This window comes from Streptomyces sp. NPDC051218, from assembly GCF_044455475.1.
Classification (GTDB): Bacteria; Actinomycetota; Actinomycetes; order Streptomycetales; family Streptomycetaceae; genus Streptomyces.
Map to the genome: position 1 here is coordinate 277,821 of NZ_JBITEU010000001.1, position 19,811 is coordinate 297,631.

Here is a 19,811-nt window from a genome sequence, read left to right on the forward strand (position 1 = left end):
CGTCGTTGCTCGCGCCGTTCCCCGCGCCCCCTACGGGGCGCTAGGCGGTCCTCGTCTCTCGGACTCGCAATGCCCTTGCCAAGTCGTCCAGTTGGTCGGTGAGTTTGCGGCGTAGGGCGGGGGTGAGGTTGGCGTTGTGCAGGCATTGCTTGCCCAGGTGGAGTGTTTCGGTGTCCACCGAGGAGGCGGGGAAGGCCCAGCGGCCGGCGACGTCGGCGATGGCGGGGCCTCGGCGGGCCGCTACGGCTACCGCGTCCTCGTAGTAGCGGGGGATGTACTCCCGTACGAGGTCGGCCTGTTCGGGCTGCCAGAAGCCCTGGGCGGTGGCGGTGAAGAGGTAGTTGGAGAGGTCGTCGGAGGCGAACATCGCCTCCCACGCGCGGCGTTTGGCCTCCGGGTCGGGCAGCGCGGCACGGCAGCGGGCGGCACCCTCCTGCCCGGTGGCGCTGGGGTCGCGCTCCAGCTCGGCGGCGATCGCGGACTCGTCGGCCGCGCCGAGGACCGCGAGGCGGGTCAGGACGCGCCAGCGCAGCTCCGGGTCGAGCTCGGTGCCGCCGGGCACGGTGCCTTCGGTGAGCCACTCCTGGAGCGGGTCGGGGCGAGTCGCCACGTCGATGAAGCCGCGCACGGCGGTGAGCCGCAGGCCCGCGTGGGAGCCGTCCTCCGTGCGCCTGATCAGGTCGCGGCACAGCTCGGTGAGGGTGGTGAGGGCGACGCCTCGCAGCGGCGGCGGCAGGTAGCGGCCCGCGATGTGGGTGGTGGCGAAGGCGAGGACGCCCTGGACGAGGGCGAGGTCGGTCTCGGCGGGCAGATGCGCGCGGGCCGTCTCCAGGTAGGTCATGCCGTCGAGTTCGCCGTCGCGGACCATGTCGCGCAGGCTGTTCCACAGGACGGCGCGGGTGAGCGCGTCGGGCACGCGGGAGAGGCTGCGCAGGGCCGTCTCCATGGAGACCTCGTCCAGGCGGACCTTGGCGTAGGTCAGGTCCTGGTCGTTGGGGACGATCAGGGCGGGGCGGCCGCCGTCGCGCGGCGCCGGGACACCGGAGTGGGGGACGTCCCGCTCGTGGCGCTCGCGCAGGACCAGGCCCTGGCTGTCGGTGAGGTCGCGGTCGTACACCCCGACGGCGATGCGGTGGGGACGGCTGCCTTCGCGGTCGATGTCGAGTGTCCACTCCCGGGCGTCGTGCGTGACGTTCGAGGTGAGCGTGTCGACGCCGGTGGTGCGCAGCCAGGCGTCGGCCCAGCCGTGTACGTCGCGGTCGGTGGCGTGGGCGAGGGATTCGATGAAGTCGGCGAGGGTGGCGTTGGCGAACTTGTGCCGGGCGATGTGGGTGTTGATGCCGGCGAGGAAGTCCTTCTCGCCGAGCCAGGCGACGAGTTGGCGCAGGGCGGATGCGCCCTTGGCGTACGAGATGCCGTCGAAGTTGAGCATGGCGGACGCGGTGTCGGGCACGGCGTCCGGGTCGGGGGCGACGGGGTGGGTGGAGGGGCGCTGGTCGGCGTCGTACCCCCAGGACTTGCGGGCGACGCCGAAGTCGGTCCAGGTGTGGGTGAAGCGGGTGGCTTCGGCGGTGGTCTGGAAGCCCATGTACTCGGCGAAGGACTCGTTCAGCCAGATGTCGTCCCACCAGCGCAGGGTGACGAGGTCGCCGAACCACATGTGGGCCATCTCGTGGGCGATGACCATGGCGCGGGTCTGCCGCTCGGTCTCGGTGACGGCGGAGCGGTAGATGAACTCGTCGCGGAAGGTGACGAGTCCGGGGTTCTCCATGGCGCCCGCGTTGAACTCGGGGACGAACGCCTGGTCGTAGGAGTCGAAGGGGTAGGGCTCGTCGAATTTTTCGTGGTACCGGTCGTAGCACGCGCGCGTGACGTCGAGGATCTCGTCGGCGTCGGCGTCGAGGAAGGGGGCCAGGGAGCGGCGGCAGTGGATACCGAAGGGCAGCCCGCGGTGTTCGGTGCGGACCGAGTGCCAGGGGCCCGCGGCGACAGCGACGAGGTAGGTGGAGATCGGCGGGGTGGCCGCGGCCCGCCATGTGCCGCCGCCGACGTGCTCGGTGACGCCGTTCGCGAGGACCGTCCAGCCTTCGGGGGCGGTGACGGTCAGCTCGAAGACGGACTTCAGGTCGGGCTGGTCGAAGGCGGCGAAGACGCGCTGCACGTCCTCCATGAACAGCTGCGTGTACGTGTACGTCTCGCCGTCCGTGGGGTCGGTGAAGCGGTGCATGCCCTCGCCGGTGTGCGAGTAGCGCATGGCCGCGTCGACGCGCAGTTCGTGCTCGCCCGCGGTGAGCCCGGTGAGCGCGAGCCGGTTCTCGACGAGGCCCCGCGGGTCGAGCGCCTTCCCGTCGAGGGTGACGGAGCGCAGCTCGGCCGGCTTGAGCTCGACGAAGGTGTCCACCGTGGCCGCACGACCGGCCGCGGGCTCCCCGAGCGCCGTGAACCGGATGACGGTACGGGAGTCGAAGGTCTCGGCTCCGCGGCTGAGGTCGAGCTCGACCGTGTACCGCTGGACGTCGATGAGCCGGGCTCGGGTCTGCGCTTCGTCGCGCGTCAGTACGGGCATGCGTCCATGCTGCCTGATGTCACTGACAAGCGGCCCCGCCGCTCCCCGTCACGACGACTTGGCGATCGTCTCGTGGTGGCGGATGACCTCCGCGATGATGAAGTTGAGGAGCTTCTCGGCGAACGCCGGATCCAGTTTCGCGTTCTCGGCGAGCTCGCGCAGCCGGGCGATCTGCCGGGCCTCGCGGTCCGGGTCGGCGGGCGGCAGGTGGTGGTTGGCCTTGAGATGGCCGACCTGCTGGGTGCACTTGAAGCGTTCGGCGAGCATGTGGACGACGGCGGCGTCGATGTTGTCGATGCTGTCGCGCAGGCGGGACAGCTCGGCGCGCACGGCTGCGTCCGTGGTGTCCCTGGCCCCGGCGCCGTTCGCGTCACTTGTGTGGCTGGTGGTCATGGTCCACGAGCCTACGTTGCCGCGCCTTCGCCGCCGACGGCGGAAGAGCGCAGGATCGGCGGGTGGTCCGGGTCGGGAATCTGTTGCGACCAGCCGCCGGGGACCGCGCGTCCCTGCTGCTCACGGAAGCGTACGGGTGCCATGCCCACGCGGCGCGTGAACAGACGCGAGAAGTAGGCGGGGTCGTCGTAGCCGACGCGGCGGGCGACGGCCGCCACCGGCAGCTCGGTGGCGGCGAGCAGCTCCTTGGCGCGCCCCAGGCGGATGCCCAGGAGGTAGTCCTTGGGGCTGCAGCCGGCGCCCCTGCGCACCGCCGTGCGCAGCTCCGCGGGGGTCATGCCGTGGCGTGCGGCGTGCTCGGCGACGGAGTGCGGCTGGAAGGCGTCGCGGGCCAGCGCCTGGAGGACGGGGTCGCCGTCGGGGGCGATGTCGGCGCGGGCCCTGCGCAGCGCGACGAGGAGTTCGTGGACGGCGGCGCCCGTCTCGACCTCAAGGAGCGGGTTGCCGCGCCGTGCGGCGCGCGCGATGCGCCCGACGGCGGCCCGCGCGCCGGTGGCGTCGGAGAGCGGCACGACGGGCCGGGTGGGTTCTATGTAGCCGAGTTCGGTGTACGTCGCCGTGGCGGGCCCGGTGAAGTCGACGAAGCACTCGTCCCAGCCGGTCTCCGGGTCGGGCCCGTAGTGGTGGCGCACGCCGGGGGTGAGCCAGATCAGCGCGGGCGCCGTCACCGTCGTACGCCTGCCGTCGGGTCCCTGGAACCAGCCGCCGCCCGCGGTCACGACGACGGCGACGTGGTGGTCGAGGGTGCGTGGGCCCACGGTCGGCAGGAGGCCGTGCTGCAGGCCGACGCCGAGGCAGGCGAGGCCGAGGCGGTGGTGGGCCGGGGCGGGCGTGAAGAACCGCATCCATGTGTGGTACATCCGCTGGTGCCCCTCTCATCCGGGCCGCGGCCCGCTCGCTGCGTCCAACCCGCCTAGATCTTTGTCCATGGACCCTGCCGCCCGCCAGAGGTGATCGTGACGGAGCAGTACGTGAGCGAGAGGACACGATGAACGGCTTCAGGGTGGGCGAGGACGATTTCGAACTGGACGGGCGGCACGTACGGCTGCTTTCCGGGGCGCTGCACTACTTCCGGGTGCACGAGGCGCAGTGGGGGCACCGTCTCGCGATGCTGCGCGCGATGGGGCTCAACTGTGTGGAGACGTACGTCCCGTGGAACCTGCACGAGCCGCGTCCCGGGGAGTTCGGCGACGTCGAGGCGCTCGGCCGTTTCCTGGACGCCGCGCGGGAGGCGGGGCTGTGGGCGATCGTGCGGCCCGGTCCGTACATCTGCGCCGAGTGGGAGAACGGCGGTCTTCCGCACTGGCTGACGGGCGCGGTGGGTGCACGCGCGCGTACGCGCGACGCGGAGTATCTGGGGCATGTGGACCGCTGGTTCGGCCGTCTCCTGAGGGAGGTCGTGCCGCGCCAGCACGACCGGGGCGGTCCAGTGATCATGGTGCAGGTGGAGAACGAGTACGGCAGTTACGGCTCGGACCAGGTCTACCTGCGTCATCTCGCGGATCTGCTGCGCGCCGAGGGTGTGACCGTGCCGCTGTTCACCTCCGACGGGCCCGAGGACCACATGCTCACCGGCGGGTCCGTCCCCGGTGTCCTGGCGACGGTCAACTTCGGCTCGCAGGCCCGCGCGGGCTTCGGGGCGCTGCGGGGGCACCGTCCCAAGGGGCCGTTGATGTGCATGGAGTTCTGGTGCGGCTGGTTCGACCACTGGGGCGCGGAGCATGTCGTACGGGACGCCGCCGACGCGGCGGAGGCGTTGCGCGAGATCCTGGAGTGCGGGGCCTCGGTCAACCTCTACATGGCGCACGGTGGCACGAACTTCGCCGGGTGGGCGGGGGCGAACCGTGGTGGTGGCGCCCTGCATGACGGGGCCCTGGAGCCGGACGTCACCTCGTACGACTATGACGCGCCGATCGACGAGTTCGGGCGCCCCACGGAGAAGTTCTGGCGCTTCCGTGAGGTGCTCGCCCCGTACGCGCGGGGCCCGCTGCCGGAGCCGCCCGCGCCGCTGCCCCCGCTCGGGGAGCGCGCTTCGGCCGACCTCACGCACTGGTCACCCCTGTCCACCGTCATGGAGTCGCTCGGCGGTCCCGTGGCGGAGTACGCCGTACCGCCCACCTTCGAAGAGCTCGACGTCGACCGCGGCCTGGTCCAGTACACGCTGACCGTGCCGGGCCCGCGGCAGCCGTACCCGCTGCGCGTACGGGGGCTGCGGGACCTGGCCGTGGTGTACGTGGACGGGGTGCGGGCGGGTGTCCTGACCGAGGAGGAACCGGCTCTGCCGGAGCCCGTCGCGGGGCACGCGCGCGTGGAGCTGTGGGTGGAGTCCCTGGGGAGGGTCAACTACGGGCCGCGGACCGGGGAGGCGAAGGGCATCACGGGCGGGGTGCTGCATGAGCGGCAGTACCTGCACGGTGTGGGGGCGAGGGGGCTGCGGCTGGATGCGTTCTCCTCGGCGGAGGCCGTCAGGAGGGTGCCCGCCACTGAGGCCGAGGGTGGGCGGCGGGGGCTGTACCGGGGCTCGGTCGTCGTCCGTGGCGCGGGTGACGCGGTGCTCGAACTGCCCGGCTGGGTGCGGGGGTTCGTGTGGGTGAACGGGTTCAATCTGGGGCGGTACTGGGAGGTGGGGCCGCAGTCCTCCCTGTACGTTCCCGGGGCGGTGCTCCGGGAGGGGGAGAACGAGGTGTGGGTGCTCGAACTGGCGGGAGCGTCCGGGGCGGCGGGCGCGGTTTCTCTTTCCCCGGTCCCGGCCGGCTGAGGACGCCGGACGGGCTGAAAGGGGGATCAGCCCGTCCGACGGAACCTCAGACCTCTCGTACCTCGAAGGCGTCCAGGGCGAACTCGGCGGTCCCGTCGTCCCCGCTCTTGCGCAGCCCGACCCACGCCTCGCCCTTGGCCGGGACGGTGAACTCGTAGGTCAGAACGGTGAGTTCGGTCGCGACGGGCAGCTCCTTGCGGTCGATCTCACGGGCCGCGGGTTCGTCCACGGCGGTGATCCATGCGTACTGGCCCGCCTTCTCGTTCTCGTAGCGGAAGGTGACGCGGTAGCGCTTGCCCGCCTCGAAGCGGGCGGTGTGCGGGACGGTGCGGTAGACGAGCCCGGCGTTCTCGCCGCGGGACTTGAGGGACTGCGAGCCGTCGATGACGTCATCGATGGCCTTGCCGTTCCAGCCGCGCTGCGTGTACGGGGCGTGCCGTTGCGCGATGTGGGTGCGCGGGTCGGTGACATCCCCCGCGTCACCCTTCACGAACGGCCCCCAGCCCTGCGGGACATGCTCGAAGTCCTCGGAGACGAGCCTGCCCTCTCCGGGGGCGCCGCCCCGCGTGGTGGGGACGATGCGTACGTTGTCGAAGCGCACGCGCGCGTGGCCCGCGTCGGCCCGCAGCGTCAGCTCGGCCGAACCGCCACCGTCGGGGACGGTGAAGGGGACGAACATGCGCTGGAAGCGGGTGTCGTGCTTGCGGTCGGCCGCCACGTAGTTGCCGGCCGTTGAGGTACGCGTCCAATTGGCGGCGGTGACGCCGTCGGCGGTGCGCACCTCCAGAGTGGCCTTGCGCTCGTCCCCGGCCTTCTCCCCGACCTCGACCTGCACGGAGGCGATGTAGGCCCCAGCCTTCAGACGGTGCAGCCGCTGCCCGACGGCGGCCTTGCCGCCCGAGCCGATGACCAGTTCGTAGTCACCGAGCTTGCTGAGTTCGACGGAGGCGGGACCGGAGACCTTCCACCCCCGCAGCGAACCGGAGTTGAACCCGGGGTCGTGCAGTGGGGTGGCCTGCCCCCAGCCGGGGTCGGGCAGCGCGGCGGCGCGCCTGCGGTAGAGGACGTAGGGCTGCTTGGCCTCGGCGTCGAGGGTGACCTTGCCGCCGCGCACCGGGACATCGGCGACGAAGACCCGCCCTTGGTCGGTGAGCCGGTACAACGCGACCTTGGAGAGGCCGGACCAGCCGCGGGGTAGCGTCCAACTGCCCTTACCACCCGCCGTGTTGTAGTGGTAGAGCTTGACGGGATCGGTTGCCTTACGGGGCTCCCAGGGCAGCAGATAGCTCCCCTTGTCGTAGACGACCCGGCCGTCGGTCACGATCCGACGGCCCCCGTCGGCATCGGAGACGATCGTCTCCGTCCCCCCGAAGAAGCTGATCTCGTGCTCGCCCCAGGACTTGATGGGATAGGCCTGGAGATATTTGGCGGGAAGCGAGTCGGTCCAGATCAGGTCGTAGAAGTAGGCCCAGTCGGTCTTCCCGACCCACCCCTCGAAATTGCCCATGCGGGCAATGCCCAGAAGAGTCGGCCATTTGTCGGCGAATACGTCCTTCTGGTGGTTCCGGATGAAGCGGATCAGCCGGGAGTTGATGCCCCGGGAGGTGTCAGGGCCGTAATCCGGTTCCGTCGCCCAGTGCGACCAGACGGACGAGCGCTCGAAGCCGTGACCCCACTCGCTGGTGACGATCCAGCCCTGCTCGCGCAGGGCGCGCTGCAGCCGGTCGGAGGTCCACCCTGACTCACGGAACACGTCGATGTAGAGGGCGTTGAGCGCGCCGTCGGCTTCGCCCCGCAGATCGCCGAACCGCTTGACGATGTCACCGGACACCAGGTCACGGCGCTGATCGATGCGGTAACTCTGATCGAGCCAGTCCCACTGCTCATCGGCCTTGTCGACGAGCTTCTCGGAGAACGCGTGCGCGACCGGATAGGACTCCGTGGCATTCACATGCACGCTGAAGTCGCTGTTCCACTTCTTGCCTTCCCTGACCAGGGTGTTGAGGTCGTCGAGGCCGCCCGCCCGCGTGTTGTAGTTGCCCGCGTAGTCGGGGTGCGCGGAGTCATGTCCCTCGGACTGATATCCCTTGAGCAGTGTGTACTGCCGCAGTCCGTCCGTGGCCAGGTGGATCCGCTTCACGTTGTCGAGGGTCGCCAGGAACGGATTCGTCGCCTGGGACGCGAAGTTGAACGGGATGTGCGGGACGACCCGCAGATGCTGCTCGTCCGCGCCGAGCGGCTTCACCATGATGTCGCGGAACGCGATGGCGGCGTCCTGCCAGTCGACCTTGCCGTCGCCGTTGCGGTCGCCGGTGATGACGACGGTGGCGTACGGCAGGGGCTCGGTGTCGCCGACGGCGGCGGTGGCGGCGCGGTAGGTCCACTCCCCCGGGGTCAGCCGGGCCTCGACGTGCCCGCCCCTCCTGACGGTCTCCCGCCACAGCCGGCCGTTGTCCCAGGTGGTTCCGGCCTCGGTGGTGGGCTTGTCGTAGACGGTGTTGGTCTCGACGGCGCCGCCCAGCGTGTCGTGTGCGACGACGGCGTATGCGCATCCGGTGGCCGCTTCCGCGGCGGTGTCCGGGGCCGGCTTGACCTCGGTGTCACCGCTCTTGGCCTTGTCGAGCTGGACCTTCGCGGCGAGGAGGGTGGCGCCCGGCTGATCGCTGCGTACGGCGAGGAGGGCGAGGCCGGGGATGCGGAGCGTGCCGACGCGCAGGGCGTCGGAATCAGCGATCTCGCTCACCCGCCAACGGACTTGGCGCCCCTCGACGGCGATCTCGACGGTGAGGGTGGTCCTGCCGCCGGCGAGCCCGAGCACGTACTCGATCCGATCACCGCCGCGCCTCTTGGTGGTGACCGTCGGGGTGTGCGTGACGTCGTCCACCAGGAGCGTGGTGACGGCCTCCGGCTGTGCGTGCAGGACCGCTTTGGAGGCGCGGTCCGTGTACGAGACGATGCGGGGGAAGTCGGTGGCGACCCGCACCTCCAGCTCGGCCGAGCGGAGGACGGCTTCGCCCGGCGCGGCGGTCGCGACGCCTCCGAGGCCGACGGCGGCGCCGACCCCGGCGAGCGCGCCCGTGGCGACTACGGCTCTGCGGCTTGGACCGGACGTGTCTGACGGCTGCATGGCACCCCTCCGTGGGACGGATCTCGGTGCGGTCACCCTGCGCCGGGAGGGCGGTGCGGGCCCATGGACAAAGGGGGGCCAGGACTTGGACTAACGGCGCCCGGCAGCCCGCTGCGCGAACAGGCCTCTCCCACCCACCCGCCCATCACCCCGCATCCACCCTGACCGAACAAGCCTTTCCCGCCCACCCACCCGATTGCCCCGCAGCGACCATCGATCAGCCACCGGACGATAGCGAGGACGGACATACCGGCGCGGCCCCGCACCCACCCACGAACGCAATCCGCGGCACAAACAAAACGCGGGGCCCGACCGCACTGGTCAGACCCCGCGTCCAGCGGACCCTCAGAGTTCCGAAGCCGCCTTCTCTATGTCACCCGCGAACGTCGACACCTCGGTGTAGACCCCGGGGAACTTCGGCTGTGCACAGCCATTGCCCCAGCTGACGATGCCCACCTGGATGTACTCCCCGGCCTCGTCCTTGCGGAACATGGGCCCACCGGAGTCACCCTGGCAGGTGTCCACGCCGCCCTCCGCCAGCTTCCCGGCGCAGAGCTCCTCGCCGGGCGTGAGGTCGGCGCCGTACGCGGCCTCGCAGTCCGCGTCGCTCACGAAGGGCACCTTCGCCTTGAGGAGGTAACGCTGCTGCGCGCCACCCTCCTTGTCGGCACCCCAGCCGGCGATGTCGAACTCGCCCTCGTTGTACTTGGTGTCCTTGGCTATCTTCAGCGTGGGCTGGTCGATCGGCTTGGCCAGCTTGATGAGCGCCCAGTCCTTGCCCTTGCCGTTGTAGCCCGGCGCCTGCAAGACCTTCGTGGACTTCACCTTTATCGCGTCCGGGCTCTCCAGGTCCACGACACCACCGGTGGCGGTGATGCTCGTGTTGTCGCCCGAACCGTCCACACAGTGGGCGGCGGTCAGCACGATGTCCTTGGCGTACAGCGAACCGCCACAGCCCATCGACAGACGGACCATGAACGGGAATTCACCCTGCTCGGCGGGGGTGCCGCCGACCACGCGCTCACCCGGGGTGGGGCCGGGGTGCGGGGCCGCGGACGCGGCGACGGGCTGGAGACTGACGGCGGCGAGGGCGATGGCACCGAGGGTGGCGGCTCTCTTGACTCCACGCGGCTTGGTGTTCAACGGGCTTCCCTTCGTGGGGGGTTCGTGGGGGGTTGCACGCGACAGCGGGACCCACACCACCCCACGACGAACGCGAGAATGGCATGAGCCCGCCAAAGCGTTGGGTCGGATTATGGAGATCGGTGTCCGCATAGAGCAAGGGGCGGTTTTCGGCCAACACCCGCCGCATGGCCCGGTCCTGCCGACGGACACCGCCTTACAGTGGAGGCCGGTCAGGAACGTCTCCAGGGGGTGCCGGCATGGCGGACGGCGGGCCGGTGGTGCACGGCTACCCCCACCTGGAGACGGTGCGCTCGGCGATCACCGCGCTCTACAAACGCCTGTCGTACGACGGCGTCCACACCTTCGACACCAGCATCGCCCCCGCCGACGTCGCGTTCTCCGACCAGGACGACCTGCATCTGGGCGTGCAGCGCGTGGCCCGCGAGATGGTCCGCCATCTCCGCCTCCCGGACGCCCGCATGATCGTCGGCTTCCGCGCGATGGAACACGCGGCGAACGTCGAACTCACCGCGGGGCCCGAGTACTTCATCGAACTCAACGACCGGTTCCGTACGCACCGCAGGGACATCGGCGCGGCGCTCGCCCACGAGGTCATGCACGTGTATCTGCACCGGCTTGATCTCGTGTTCCCCGGCACGCGCGACAACGAGATCCTCACGGACACCGCCACCACGTATCTGGGCGCGGGATGGCTCCTCCTGGACGCCTACCGCGAGGACAGCGCCTCGTCGCAGAAGCTCGGGTATCTCACGCCGGAGGAGTTCGGGTACGTACTGGCCAAGCGGGCCATCGCCTTCGGTGAGGCGCCGGAGACGTGGTTCACCAGCCCGCAGGCATACACCGCCTATACGAAGGGTCTCGCCCAGGCCCGCCGCGACGAGCAGCAGCCTCCGCTGACGGCTGCGGGCTGGGCGGGCCGGCGGCGGTACGCGAAGGACCGGCGGCAGGCGCTGGAGCGGGGCTCCGGCGGGGCGGGAGCATCGGCCGGGGGCGGGGAGTACTCGTTCTCCCGCGGGTCGGGCGGGGCCGCCGAGCCGCTGCGGGTGTCGTTCCCCTGTCCCACCTGCCGGCAGCGGATCCGGCTGCCTGCCCGGGGGCGGGTGCGGGCGCGGTGCACGCTGTGCCGGACGGTGCTGGAGTGCGACACGTGAAGCCCCCGAGCCGGGTCCGGGGCCGGACCTAGCTCCAGTGCGCCGGGCGGGCCAGGGCCGGACCTAGCTCCAGTGTGCCGGGCGGGCCAGGGCGGGCGGCAGCTTCGTCCCGTCGTCTCCCTTGGCCGCGTTCACCTGCGACTGCGTCAGGAAGATGCTGCCGGTGAGGTCGGCGCCCCGCAGATCCGCGTCCCGGAAGTCCGCGCCGATCAGGTCGGCCTGGCGGAGGTCCGCGCCGGTGAGGTCGGCGGCGATGAGGCAGGCGCCGCGGAGGGAGACACCTCGGAGGTCGGCGCCGCGGAGGCGGGCGCCGAAGAGGTCGGCCCCTCGGCGGTCCTTCTTCTTCCGGTGGATGTTCGCGCGCACGAGATCGCTGGTGCGCAGGAGGAGGACGTTCACGTCCGCACGGTGCGCGGCCACGTCCGTCTCGGCCACGGCGGCGGGGGCGCCCTGGGCGAGCTGTTCGGTCTCGTCCAGGGCCCGCCGCAGTTCCGCGGTGATCGGCCGGGTCTGGGGCAGGGCGAGCGCCTCGGTCAAGTACCAGAGCAGTTCGTGCAGTTGGCGCATGACGGGGAAGACGTCGAACATCTGGCGGGCGGAGTCGGGATCCTGGCGCCAGTCGATACCGCCGTACGTTGCCTGGGAGACCCGCTGACCGGCGCCGAAGCAGTCGTAGACCGTGCACCCCGAGAAGCCCGTCTGCCGCAGCTTCTGGTGGATGCCGCAGCGGAAGTCCTGCTGGAGGTTGGTGCAGGGGGTGCCGGCCGCCTTGTCGACGGGGAAGTCCGAGGACTTGGCGAAGGTGAGGGCCACGCAGCAGAGCCCGAAGCAACTCCCGCAGTCGGCACGCAGGTCCTGCTGGCCGACGCCCTCTGCGAGGGGCAGCAGTTGACGCTCACGCTTCTCAGCCATCGGGGCCTCCTCGGGCGCTCACCGGTGCTGCGGGGCAAACGGGCGGGTGGGTGGGAAAGGCCTGTTCGGCGCCCCCGGCAGCGGGGCACAAACCCCGCCGCCGGGCACGAGTACTACGCCGCCTTACGCCCCGCACCCCCGGAGGGGCGGCCACCACGCCGGGCGCGACCCCCACCGGCCCCGCCACCGGCGGAAGGCCGACCCCCACCAGTCCCGCCACCGGCGGAAGGCTTACCGCCCTGCGACTGCCCCTGGGGGCGAGCCCGACGCTGGCCGGACCCCTGCCCGGCGGGACGCCCGCCACCCTGCCCGGCGGGACGCCCCCGCCGCGCCCGCTGCGGCGAGGCCTGCTGCTGTTGCGGAACCTCGATGACCACCGGCACCCCGGACGGCTCACGCGCACCGGTGATGCGGGAGAGCTCCTCGTCCGTGGACTTCACGCGCGCCGTCTTCGGGTTGATCTCCGCGTCGGACATCAGACGCGTCATCTCCCGCTTCTCGTCGGGCAGGACGAGGGTGACGACACTGCCGGACTCACCGGCACGCGCCGTACGCCCACCACGGTGGAGGTAGTCCTTGTGGTCGGTGGGCGGGTCGACGTTCACGACGAGGTCGAGGTCGTCGACGTGGATGCCACGGGCCGCCACGTTCGTGGCGACGAGCGCGGTGACCTGCCCGGTCTTGAACTGGTCCAGGGTGCGGTTGCGCTGCGGCTGCGAACGGCCGCCGTGCAGCCCGGAGGCCCGTACACCGTTGGCGAGCAGCCGCTTGGTGAAGCGGTCGACGGCGCGCTTGGTGTCCAGGAACATGATCACCCGGCCCTCGCGGGCGGCGATCCGCAGGGCGACGGCCTTCTTGTCGGTCTCGTCCTGCACGTACAGGACGTGGTGTTCCATCGTCGTGACCGCGCCGGCCGACGGGTCGACCGAGTGCACCACCGGGTCGGTGAGGAACATCCGGACCAGGCGGTCGATGTTCTTGTCGAGCGTGGCGGAGAAGAGCATGGTCTGGCCGCCCTGCTCCACCTGCTTCAGGAGCGCGGTGACCTGCGGCATGAAGCCCATGTCGGCCATCTGGTCGGCCTCGTCGAGGACGGTCGTCCGCACCTGCGAGAGGTCCGCGTCGCCGCGCTCGATCAGGTCCTTGAGACGGCCCGGCGTCGCCACCATGATCTCGGCGCCACGGCGCAGCGTCCCCGCCTGCTTGGTGATGGACAGGCCGCCGACGACCGTCGACATGCGCAGGTTCACGGACGTCGCGTACGGCGTCAGGGCGTCCGTCACCTGCTGCGCGAGCTCACGCGTGGGGACCAGGACCAGGGCGAGGGGCGAGCGCGGCTCGGCGCGGCGGCCCGCGGTGCGGGCGAGGAGCGCGAGGCCGAAGGCCAGGGTCTTGCCGGAGCCGGTGCGGCCGCGGCCGAGGATGTCGCGGCCCGCGAGGGAGTTGGGGAGGGTGGCTGCCTGGATCGGGAAGGGCTCGGTCACGCCCTGTGCGGCCAGCGTCTTCAGGAGGGCCTCGGGCATGTCCAGGTCGGCGAACGCCTCGACCGCGGGCAGCGCGGGTTCGATGCTCTCGGGCAGCGCGAATTCACCGCCGACGGGCCTCGGCTTGGCGCGGCCCGGCTTCTTCGCGGCGCCCTTCGCCTGGCCGCCGCCGGCCACCGGGGCCTTTCCGCGTGCGTTCGTGGAGCGCCTGCGGGCAGGACGCGCAGGGCGTTCGGAGCGATTCATACGGAAATGCCTTCCTGGACCTGGTGACAGCACAAGCCGGGACCCGCACCTTTCCGGTGCGGGCCCCGGCTATGAGGTTCGCGTGCTACGACGTTCAGGCGGGAACGATGTTCTCGGCCTGCAGGCCCTTCTGGCCCTGCGTGACGTCGAAGGAGACCTTCTGGCCCTCGAGGAGCTCACGGAAGCCCGAGGACGCGATGTTCGAGTAGTGGGCGAAGACGTCGGGGCCGCCGCCGTCCTGCTCGATGAAGCCGAAGCCCTTTTCCGAGTTGAACCACTTAACGGTGCCAGTTGCCATGTCAATCTCCTATAACAGGGGCAGAGTAAGGAAAACCACGGAATTGTGGATTCCAAGCGCTGCAATGACCCCCATCCCGGAGAGACCGGAGAAAAACAATAATGCGCCCTCGGAGCATTCCCGTCAGGCGCACATAAAGTTCATGGGTACCAAAACTGCGACGCATAAGCCTAACACGGACGAGGGACCCGCCCACCTCGGGGCTGCCACCAGGCGGCACGGCACCCTCCGCATCGCCCCGCAGATACCTGCCGCACACACCTTCCTCCTGTCAGGGCACCCCGCTACCTTCAACCAAACAATCGCTTGGTTGAGCGACGAGTGGCCATGGCGACCGCTACCGAGGAAGGCGGCCCAATGCGCATCACCCGGACCCGTACAGCAGTCGGAGTGGCGCTCTCCGCGCTCGCCCTGGGCACCCTGCCCGCCGGGGCGGCCCACGCCGAACCCGCCGGAGCCGCCGGACCCGAGCGCGGCACGGCCCGGCACGCCCCGCTGCACCCCCGCCCCGCATCCGACGGCGTACGCCAGATACCTCTCCAAGGCGCCGTCAACGTAAGGGACTTGGGCGGCTACCGCACCTACGACGGCGAGCGTGTCCGCTACGGCCAGGTCTTCCGCGCCGACGCGCTCGCGAAGCTCACCGACGCCGATGTCGCCACCCTCGCCGGGCTCCGCCTGAAGAAGGTCGTCGACTTCCGGGTGCCCGCCGAAGTCCAGTACGACGGAGCCGACCGGCTGCCCGCCGGGCTCACGCCCACGGCCCGGCCCATCAGCGACAACGGCCTCTTCGCGACGCTGATGACCGTGATCGGCTCCAGGGACCCGGTCAAGCAGGAGGAGATGCTGGGCAACGGCAAGGCGGACGCCTTCATGCGCGACGTGTACCGCAGCTTCATCACCGACGGACCCAACCGCACGCAGTTCGCGGCCACCCTGCGCGACATCGCCCGGGGCAGCAAGGCCGCACCGCTGCTCTACCACTGCACGGCGGGCAAGGACCGCACCGGCTGGACCAGCTATCTGCTCCTGCGCGCCGTCGGCGTCCCCGAGCGCACCGCCGTCGGCGACTTCCTGGCGTCCAACACCTACCGGGCCGCGTACGACGCGAAGGTGCGCGAGGGCTTGAAGCAGAGCGGTCTGATGCAGAACCCCGATCTGCTCATCCCGCTCCAGGAGGTCCGCACCGGCTATCTGGAGGCGGCGCTGACCGAGGTGACGCAACAGTACGGAAGCTTCGCCAACTATCTGAGGAAGGGACTCGGGCTTGATACGCGGACGATTCTCGCGCTGCGGGAGCGGATGGTCGGCTAGGCGACCCGGCGGGCGGGTGCCACGGGGGTCAGGCGGTCACGATCCCCTGCGCCCGCGCCGCCGCGAGCCAGGCCGGGAACTCCCCCACCAACTGGTCGTACAGACGGTCGTCCGGGACGGTCCGGGGGTCGTGGCCCGCGTGGAAGAAGCCCGCGTTGTCGACGGCGCGCTTGGCGGGGACGGCGAGTTCGTCGAGCTTGCGGAGGTAGTCGAACTGCTTGCTCTTCGCGTCGCCGAAGCCGATGAACTGCCAGAACAGCGGCAGCTTCGACGCCTTGCACAGATACCGCTCGGCGGCGAGCTTGTTGATGGGGCCGCCGTCGGTCTGGAAGACGACAAGGGCGGGCGCCGTGGAACCGCTGTCCATGTAGTGGTCGATCACGGCGTCCATCGCCAGGTGGTAACTGGTCTTGCCCATGTGGCCGAGCCTGGCGACGATCTCGTCGATCCGCCCGTGGTGACGGTCGAGGGCGATCTCCGTGACGGCGTCGACATCCGTGGAGAAGAAGACCGTGGGCACGGTGCCGTCGTCGTCGAAGTGCGCGGACAGACCGAGGACGCGGTCGGCAAGGGCCTGGACGGTGCCGTCCTTGTAGTACGGCTTCATGGAGCCGGAGTAGTCGACGACGAGGTAGACGGCGGCGCGTTGGCCGTCCAGGCCGTGCTTGCGCAGGCTGACCCCCGCGGTCTTGTAGAGGCTCACGAGGGCGGGTGCCGCCTCCTCCACCTTGCTCAGGCTGATCGCCGGTCCCATGCGCGGCCCCATTCCCCTGGCTCCTGTCCGCTCTTGGCGGTCACGTGATCTCTTACGGCCTTGAGGGCAAGACGGTACTGATCACCGGTGCGGGCCGTGGACAGGGGGCCGCAGAGGCGCGGCTCTTCGCGGAGGCGGGGGCGCGGGTCGTGGTGACGGACATCCGCGAGGAGGAGGGCCGGGAGGTCGCCGAGTCCCTTGGCGAGCAGGGCCTTTACGTACGCCATGACGTCACGGACGCGGAGAGCTGGGCGTCGGCCGTGGCGGCCGGGGTCCAGGCCTTCGGGCGACTGGACGCGCTCGTGAACAACGCGGCGCTGTGGCGGACGGCGTCCGTGGAGAAGGAGACGTACGAGAACTTCGAGACCCTGCTCCGGGTCAATCTCCTCGGCCCGTTCCTCGGCATCCAGGCGGTGCTGCCCGCGCTGCGGGATGCCGGCGGCGGCTCGATCGTGAACGTCTCGTCGACCGCGGGGCTCGTGGGGATACGGGGGCACGCGGCCTACGGCTCCACGAAGTTCGGGCTGCGGGGGCTGACTCGTTCCTCCGCGCTGGACCTCGCGGGGTACGGGGTGCGGGTCAACTCCGTTCACCCGGGGGCGATCGACACCCCCATGATCGCCTCCGCCTCGGCCGACCGGGACTGGTCCCACCTGCCGCTGGGCCGGATGGGCCGCCCCGAGGAGGTCGGGGAACTGATCCTCTTCCTCGCGTCGGAGGCGTCCTCGTACATCACGGGGGCGGAGTTCGCGGTGGACGGGGGGTCTACGGCGGGGTAGGGATCCGAGATCCGGAAGGCGCGCTACCGCGAAACCGCACGTACTCTTGTGCGAATGAAACGTGCAGGCCTCCTCCTTCTCGCCGTCGCCCCGCTCGCCACGGTCGCCGTCTACCTCGCGGGCGGGGACTCGGACAGCGATGCCGCCGCGGGTCAGAGCGGGCCCGGCAGCCAGCGTCCGTACGACAAGGACAAGTCGGCGTCCGAGATCGAGGCCGACGACAAGCTGATCGCCCAGCTGCCCCCGGGCCTCGCGACGCCCGCCAAGAAGGAGCTGGCCCAGAAGCTCGTGACCAGCGCGGAGAACTCCACGCTGAACTGGCGCGGCCAGTACGGCTACATCGAGGACATCGGCGACGGGAACGGCTACACCGCGGGCATCATCGGCTTCTGCACCGGCACCAACGACCTGCTGACCCTCGTCGAGCAGTACACCAAGGACGACCCGGACAACGGCCTCGCCCGCTATCTGCCCGCCCTGCGCAAGGTCGACGGCACCGACTCGCACGAGGGCCTGGACCCCGGTTTCACCGAGGCGTGGAAGGCGGAGGCGGCGAAGCCCGCGTTCCGCAAGGCGCAGGACAGGACGCGCGACCGCGTGTACTTCGACCCGGCGGTGCGCCTGGCCAAGCTCGACGGGCTCGGCACGCTCGGCCAGTTCATCTACTACGACGCGATGGTCCTGCACGGCCCCGGCACGGGCGCCCGCGGTTTCTACGGCCTGCGCGAGGCGGCGCTCAAGGAGGCGAACACGCCGGCCCAGGGCGGCAAGGAGAAGGCGTACCTGGACATCTTCCTCGACATCCGCACCCAGGCGATGAAGGAGAAGAAGGCCCACCGCGACACGACCCGCGTCGAGACGGCCCAGCGCCAGTTCCTCTACGACGGCAATCTGGGCCTGAAGACACCACTGACCTGGAAGGTGTACGGGGAGACGTTCAAGGTCCCGTAACCCTGAACGCCCCCCGATCCCTCAGTCGCTCAGCCCTTCACCGCTCCCGCCGCTAGGCCCGAGCCGAGCTTCCGGTGCACGATCACGAAGAAGATCATCACCGGCACCGTGATGAGCGTGGAGCTGGCCATGACCGGGCCCCAGGCCGTGGAGTTCTCACCGAAGAACTGGTAGATGCCGACGGCGGCCGTGTACTTGTCGCTGCCCTTCATGAAGGTGTACGCGAAGACGAACTCGTTCCACGCCGTGATGAAGGCGAAGATCGAGGTCGCGACGAGTCCGGGCGCCACCAGCGGCAGCAGCACCGACCGGAACATCCGGAACCACGAGGCACCGTCGATGTACGCCGCCTCCTCGACCTCCTTGGGCACGGTCTGGACGAACCCGCGCAGGGTCCAGATCGCGAAGGGGAGCGAGAGCGCGATGTAGACGATCGTCAGGCCGAGCAGCGAGTTCAGGAGTTCGTAGTCCCGCATCTGGATGAACAGCGGGATGACGAGCGCCTCCAGCGGCACCATCTGCACGATCAGCACCATGATCAGTACGGAGGTGCGGAACCGGAACTTGAAGCGGGCCACCGCGATGGCCGCGAAGAGCGCGAGCACTCCGGCGGCCAGGATCGTGCCGAAGCCCACCAGCGCCGAGTTCAGCAGGTAGGTGCCGAAGTTGCCCTTCTCGAACACGTAGGTGAAGTGCTCGAAGCTGATGCCGCTCGGCAGCACGTCCGAGCCGCGGGTGATCGCCTTCGGGTCCAGTGCCGTGGAGATCATCCAGTACACAGGGAAGAGCGCGAAGAGCAGCAGCGCTGCGACCGCGACGGGCAGGCCGATGCGTGCGGCGAGTGAGGCGCGACGGACGCTCACAGGTCCTCCTCTCCCTGCCGGAACAGCGTGCGGATGTAGACGATCGTGATGGCGAGCAGCAGGAGTGTGAGCAGGACCGCTGCCGCCGCTCCCGCACCGTAGTCGTTCTTGGCGAACGCCTGGATGTAGGAGAAGACGCCGAGGTTGTAGACCTCTTCGTTGGCGCCGTCGCCTCCCGGCATCAGATAGATCTGGGTGAAGACCTTGAAGTCCCAGATGGTGGAGAGGATGGTCACCACGAGGAAGACGGGCCGAATCGTCGGCAGCGTGATCTTCCAGAACCGCTGCCAGGCGTTGGCGCCGTCCAGCTCCCCCGCTTCGTAGAGCTCCTTGGGGATCGTCATCAGGCCCGCGAGGACGGTGATGGCGACGAACGGGAAGCCGTGGTGCACGACGTTCACGGTCGCGATCGCGTAGAACGGCCCGCGCTCGGTGAACCAGTTGGTCGTCTCGGGATCGATGAGCCCGATCGAGCCCGCGATCTGGCTGACCATGCCGTCCTGCGGCTGGAAGAGCCAGACCCAGACGTATGTGCCGGTGACGGCGGGCATCGCCCAGGCCGCGAGGATCGCGATGGAGCAGATCAGCCGCCAGGTCGGGCCGAGGCGGTTGAGGAGCAGCGCGACGAGCGTGCCGAGCACGACGGTGAGGCCGACGCAGGCGATCGCGAAGAACGCCGTGTTGGGCAGGACCGTCTTCCACAGGAGCTCGCTGCTGAGCAGGTCGGCGTAGTGGTCGAAGCCGGTGTACGTGCCCACTCCGCCGCCGAACTTGACGGCGTAGTCCTGCATCGAGAGCTTGCCGACCTGGATCAGCGGCCAGAGCAGCAGGCCCGCGAGGACCAGGAGGGCGGGGGTGAGGAGCAGCCACGGGCGGGTGAGGCCGACGAGCCTCTTCTTGCGGAGGGCCGCTTCGTGTTCCGGGCGGGGGGCGGCGGGGCGACGGGCCCCGGGGATCCGGGGCCCGTCGCCGACGAGCGTGTCTTTCACTTTCACGGTGCCGACTCGAC

At 70.2% G+C, this 19,811-nt stretch carries 16 protein-coding genes; 5 read left to right on the top strand and 11 right to left on the bottom strand.

The features are described from left to right. Window positions 1–40: 40 nt before the first annotated feature. Genes pepN through ACIBCK_RS01330 form a run of 3 tightly spaced genes read right to left on the bottom strand, consistent with a single transcriptional unit; the run spans window position 41 to window position 3,879 of the window. Window positions 41–2,566 carry an aminopeptidase N gene (gene pepN, locus ACIBCK_RS01320; RefSeq protein WP_399386033.1) on the bottom strand — a complete coding sequence of 842 codons (2,526 nt, stop codon included), beginning with the start codon at window positions 2,564–2,566 and terminating at the stop codon, window positions 41–43. A 48-nt stretch (window positions 2,567–2,614) separates the two neighbouring features. After that, entirely contained in the window at window positions 2,615–2,959 is a 345-nt protein-coding gene (locus ACIBCK_RS01325; protein WP_399386034.1) for a chorismate mutase, read from the bottom strand. An 11-nt stretch (window positions 2,960–2,970) separates the two neighbouring features. Next, on the bottom strand, window positions 2,971–3,879 hold the full coding sequence (locus tag ACIBCK_RS01330; RefSeq protein WP_399386035.1) for a helix-turn-helix domain-containing protein: 909 nt from the start codon (window positions 3,877–3,879) through the stop codon (window positions 2,971–2,973). A gap of 128 nt (window positions 3,880–4,007) precedes the next feature. Here ACIBCK_RS01330 and ACIBCK_RS01335 point away from each other — a divergent pair, with 128 nt between their 5' ends. Further along, window positions 4,008–5,777, top strand: coding sequence for a beta-galactosidase (locus ACIBCK_RS01335; RefSeq protein ID WP_399386036.1), 1,770 nt, complete (start codon window positions 4,008–4,010; stop codon window positions 5,775–5,777). A gap of 46 nt (window positions 5,778–5,823) precedes the next feature. Here ACIBCK_RS01335 and ACIBCK_RS01340 read toward each other — a convergent pair whose 3' ends face one another. Continuing rightward, window positions 5,824–8,904, bottom strand: a complete 3,081-nt coding sequence (locus ACIBCK_RS01340) for an endo-alpha-N-acetylgalactosaminidase family protein (protein WP_399386037.1) — start codon at window positions 8,902–8,904, stop codon at window positions 5,824–5,826. Between the two features lie 345 nt (window positions 8,905–9,249). Continuing rightward, window positions 9,250–10,047, bottom strand: a complete 798-nt coding sequence (locus ACIBCK_RS01345; RefSeq protein ID WP_399386038.1) for a S1 family peptidase — start codon at window positions 10,045–10,047, stop codon at window positions 9,250–9,252. A 239-nt stretch (window positions 10,048–10,286) separates the two neighbouring features. Here ACIBCK_RS01345 and ACIBCK_RS01350 point away from each other — a divergent pair, with 239 nt between their 5' ends. Next, window positions 10,287–11,201: a hypothetical protein gene (locus ACIBCK_RS01350; RefSeq protein ID WP_399386039.1), complete on the top strand. Its 915-nt coding sequence runs from the start codon at window positions 10,287–10,289 to the stop codon at window positions 11,199–11,201. A gap of 63 nt (window positions 11,202–11,264) precedes the next feature. Here ACIBCK_RS01350 and ACIBCK_RS01355 read toward each other — a convergent pair whose 3' ends face one another. The 3 genes from ACIBCK_RS01355 to ACIBCK_RS01365 form a co-directional block, all read right to left on the bottom strand. Further along, a complete protein-coding gene (locus ACIBCK_RS01355; RefSeq protein ID WP_399386040.1) occupies window positions 11,265–12,113 on the bottom strand; it encodes a pentapeptide repeat-containing protein in 849 nt (282 codons plus the stop codon). Window positions 12,114–12,226: 113 nt separating this feature from the next. Next, window positions 12,227–13,843: a DEAD/DEAH box helicase gene (locus ACIBCK_RS01360; protein ID WP_399386041.1), complete on the bottom strand. Its 1,617-nt coding sequence runs from the start codon at window positions 13,841–13,843 to the stop codon at window positions 12,227–12,229. Window positions 13,844–13,937: 94 nt separating this feature from the next. Continuing rightward, window positions 13,938–14,141 (bottom strand): cold-shock protein, encoded by a 204-nt coding sequence (locus ACIBCK_RS01365; protein ID WP_037661310.1) that lies wholly within the window; start codon window positions 14,139–14,141, stop codon window positions 13,938–13,940. 357 nt (window positions 14,142–14,498) lie between these two features. Here ACIBCK_RS01365 and ACIBCK_RS01370 point away from each other — a divergent pair, with 357 nt between their 5' ends. Further along, on the top strand, window positions 14,499–15,455 hold the full coding sequence (locus ACIBCK_RS01370) for a tyrosine-protein phosphatase (RefSeq protein ID WP_399386042.1): 957 nt from the start codon (window positions 14,499–14,501) through the stop codon (window positions 15,453–15,455). A gap of 28 nt (window positions 15,456–15,483) precedes the next feature. On the opposite strand, the gene ACIBCK_RS01375 is transcribed toward ACIBCK_RS01370, so the two are convergent. Then, window positions 15,484–16,209 carry a vWA domain-containing protein gene (locus tag ACIBCK_RS01375; protein ID WP_399386043.1) on the bottom strand — a complete coding sequence of 242 codons (726 nt, stop codon included), beginning with the start codon at window positions 16,207–16,209 and terminating at the stop codon, window positions 15,484–15,486. Between the two features lie 47 nt (window positions 16,210–16,256). Between ACIBCK_RS01375 and ACIBCK_RS01380 the strand changes: the two genes are divergently transcribed. Beyond that, on the top strand, window positions 16,257–16,988 hold the full coding sequence (locus ACIBCK_RS01380) for an SDR family NAD(P)-dependent oxidoreductase (RefSeq protein WP_399387177.1): 732 nt from the start codon (window positions 16,257–16,259) through the stop codon (window positions 16,986–16,988). 54 nt (window positions 16,989–17,042) lie between these two features. Continuing rightward, window positions 17,043–17,939, top strand: a complete 897-nt coding sequence (locus ACIBCK_RS01385) for a chitosanase (protein ID WP_399386044.1) — start codon at window positions 17,043–17,045, stop codon at window positions 17,937–17,939. Between the two features lie 29 nt (window positions 17,940–17,968). Here ACIBCK_RS01385 and ACIBCK_RS01390 read toward each other — a convergent pair whose 3' ends face one another. Together ACIBCK_RS01390 and ACIBCK_RS01395 are read right to left on the bottom strand one after the other, a co-directional pair. Continuing rightward, window positions 17,969–18,802, bottom strand: coding sequence for a carbohydrate ABC transporter permease (locus tag ACIBCK_RS01390; protein ID WP_399386045.1), 834 nt, complete (start codon window positions 18,800–18,802; stop codon window positions 17,969–17,971). After that, window positions 18,799–19,758, bottom strand: a complete 960-nt coding sequence (locus tag ACIBCK_RS01395; protein WP_399387178.1) for a carbohydrate ABC transporter permease — start codon at window positions 19,756–19,758, stop codon at window positions 18,799–18,801. The genes ACIBCK_RS01390 and ACIBCK_RS01395 overlap by 4 nt, the downstream gene beginning before the upstream one ends. Between the last annotated feature and the right edge of the window lie 53 nt (window positions 19,759–19,811).

Excerpts from the sequence above, each read along its gene's own strand:
- ACIBCK_RS01355 (WP_399386040.1), bottom strand. The coding sequence starts at position 12,113 with ATGGCTGAGAAGCGTGAGCGTCAACTGCTGCCCCTCGCAGAGGGCGTC.
- ACIBCK_RS01350 (WP_399386039.1), top strand. The coding sequence starts at position 10,287 with ATGGCGGACGGCGGGCCGGTGGTGCACGGCTACCCCCACCTGGAGACG.
- ACIBCK_RS01365 (WP_037661310.1), bottom strand. The coding sequence starts at position 14,141 with ATGGCAACTGGCACCGTTAAGTGGTTCAACTCGGAAAAGGGCTTCGGC.
- ACIBCK_RS01375 (WP_399386043.1), bottom strand. The coding sequence starts at position 16,209 with ATGGGACCGGCGATCAGCCTGAGCAAGGTGGAGGAGGCGGCACCCGCC.
- ACIBCK_RS01335 (WP_399386036.1), top strand. The coding sequence starts at position 4,008 with ATGAACGGCTTCAGGGTGGGCGAGGACGATTTCGAACTGGACGGGCGG.
- ACIBCK_RS01340 (WP_399386037.1), bottom strand. The coding sequence starts at position 8,904 with ATGCAGCCGTCAGACACGTCCGGTCCAAGCCGCAGAGCCGTAGTCGCC.
- pepN (WP_399386033.1), bottom strand. The coding sequence starts at position 2,566 with ATGCCCGTACTGACGCGCGACGAAGCGCAGACCCGAGCCCGGCTCATC.
- ACIBCK_RS01325 (WP_399386034.1), bottom strand. The coding sequence starts at position 2,959 with ATGACCACCAGCCACACAAGTGACGCGAACGGCGCCGGGGCCAGGGAC.
- ACIBCK_RS01330 (WP_399386035.1), bottom strand. The coding sequence starts at position 3,879 with ATGTACCACACATGGATGCGGTTCTTCACGCCCGCCCCGGCCCACCAC.
- ACIBCK_RS01370 (WP_399386042.1), top strand. The coding sequence starts at position 14,499 with ATGCGCATCACCCGGACCCGTACAGCAGTCGGAGTGGCGCTCTCCGCG.
- ACIBCK_RS01360 (WP_399386041.1), bottom strand. The coding sequence starts at position 13,843 with ATGAATCGCTCCGAACGCCCTGCGCGTCCTGCCCGCAGGCGCTCCACG.
- ACIBCK_RS01385 (WP_399386044.1), top strand. The coding sequence starts at position 17,043 with ATGAAACGTGCAGGCCTCCTCCTTCTCGCCGTCGCCCCGCTCGCCACG.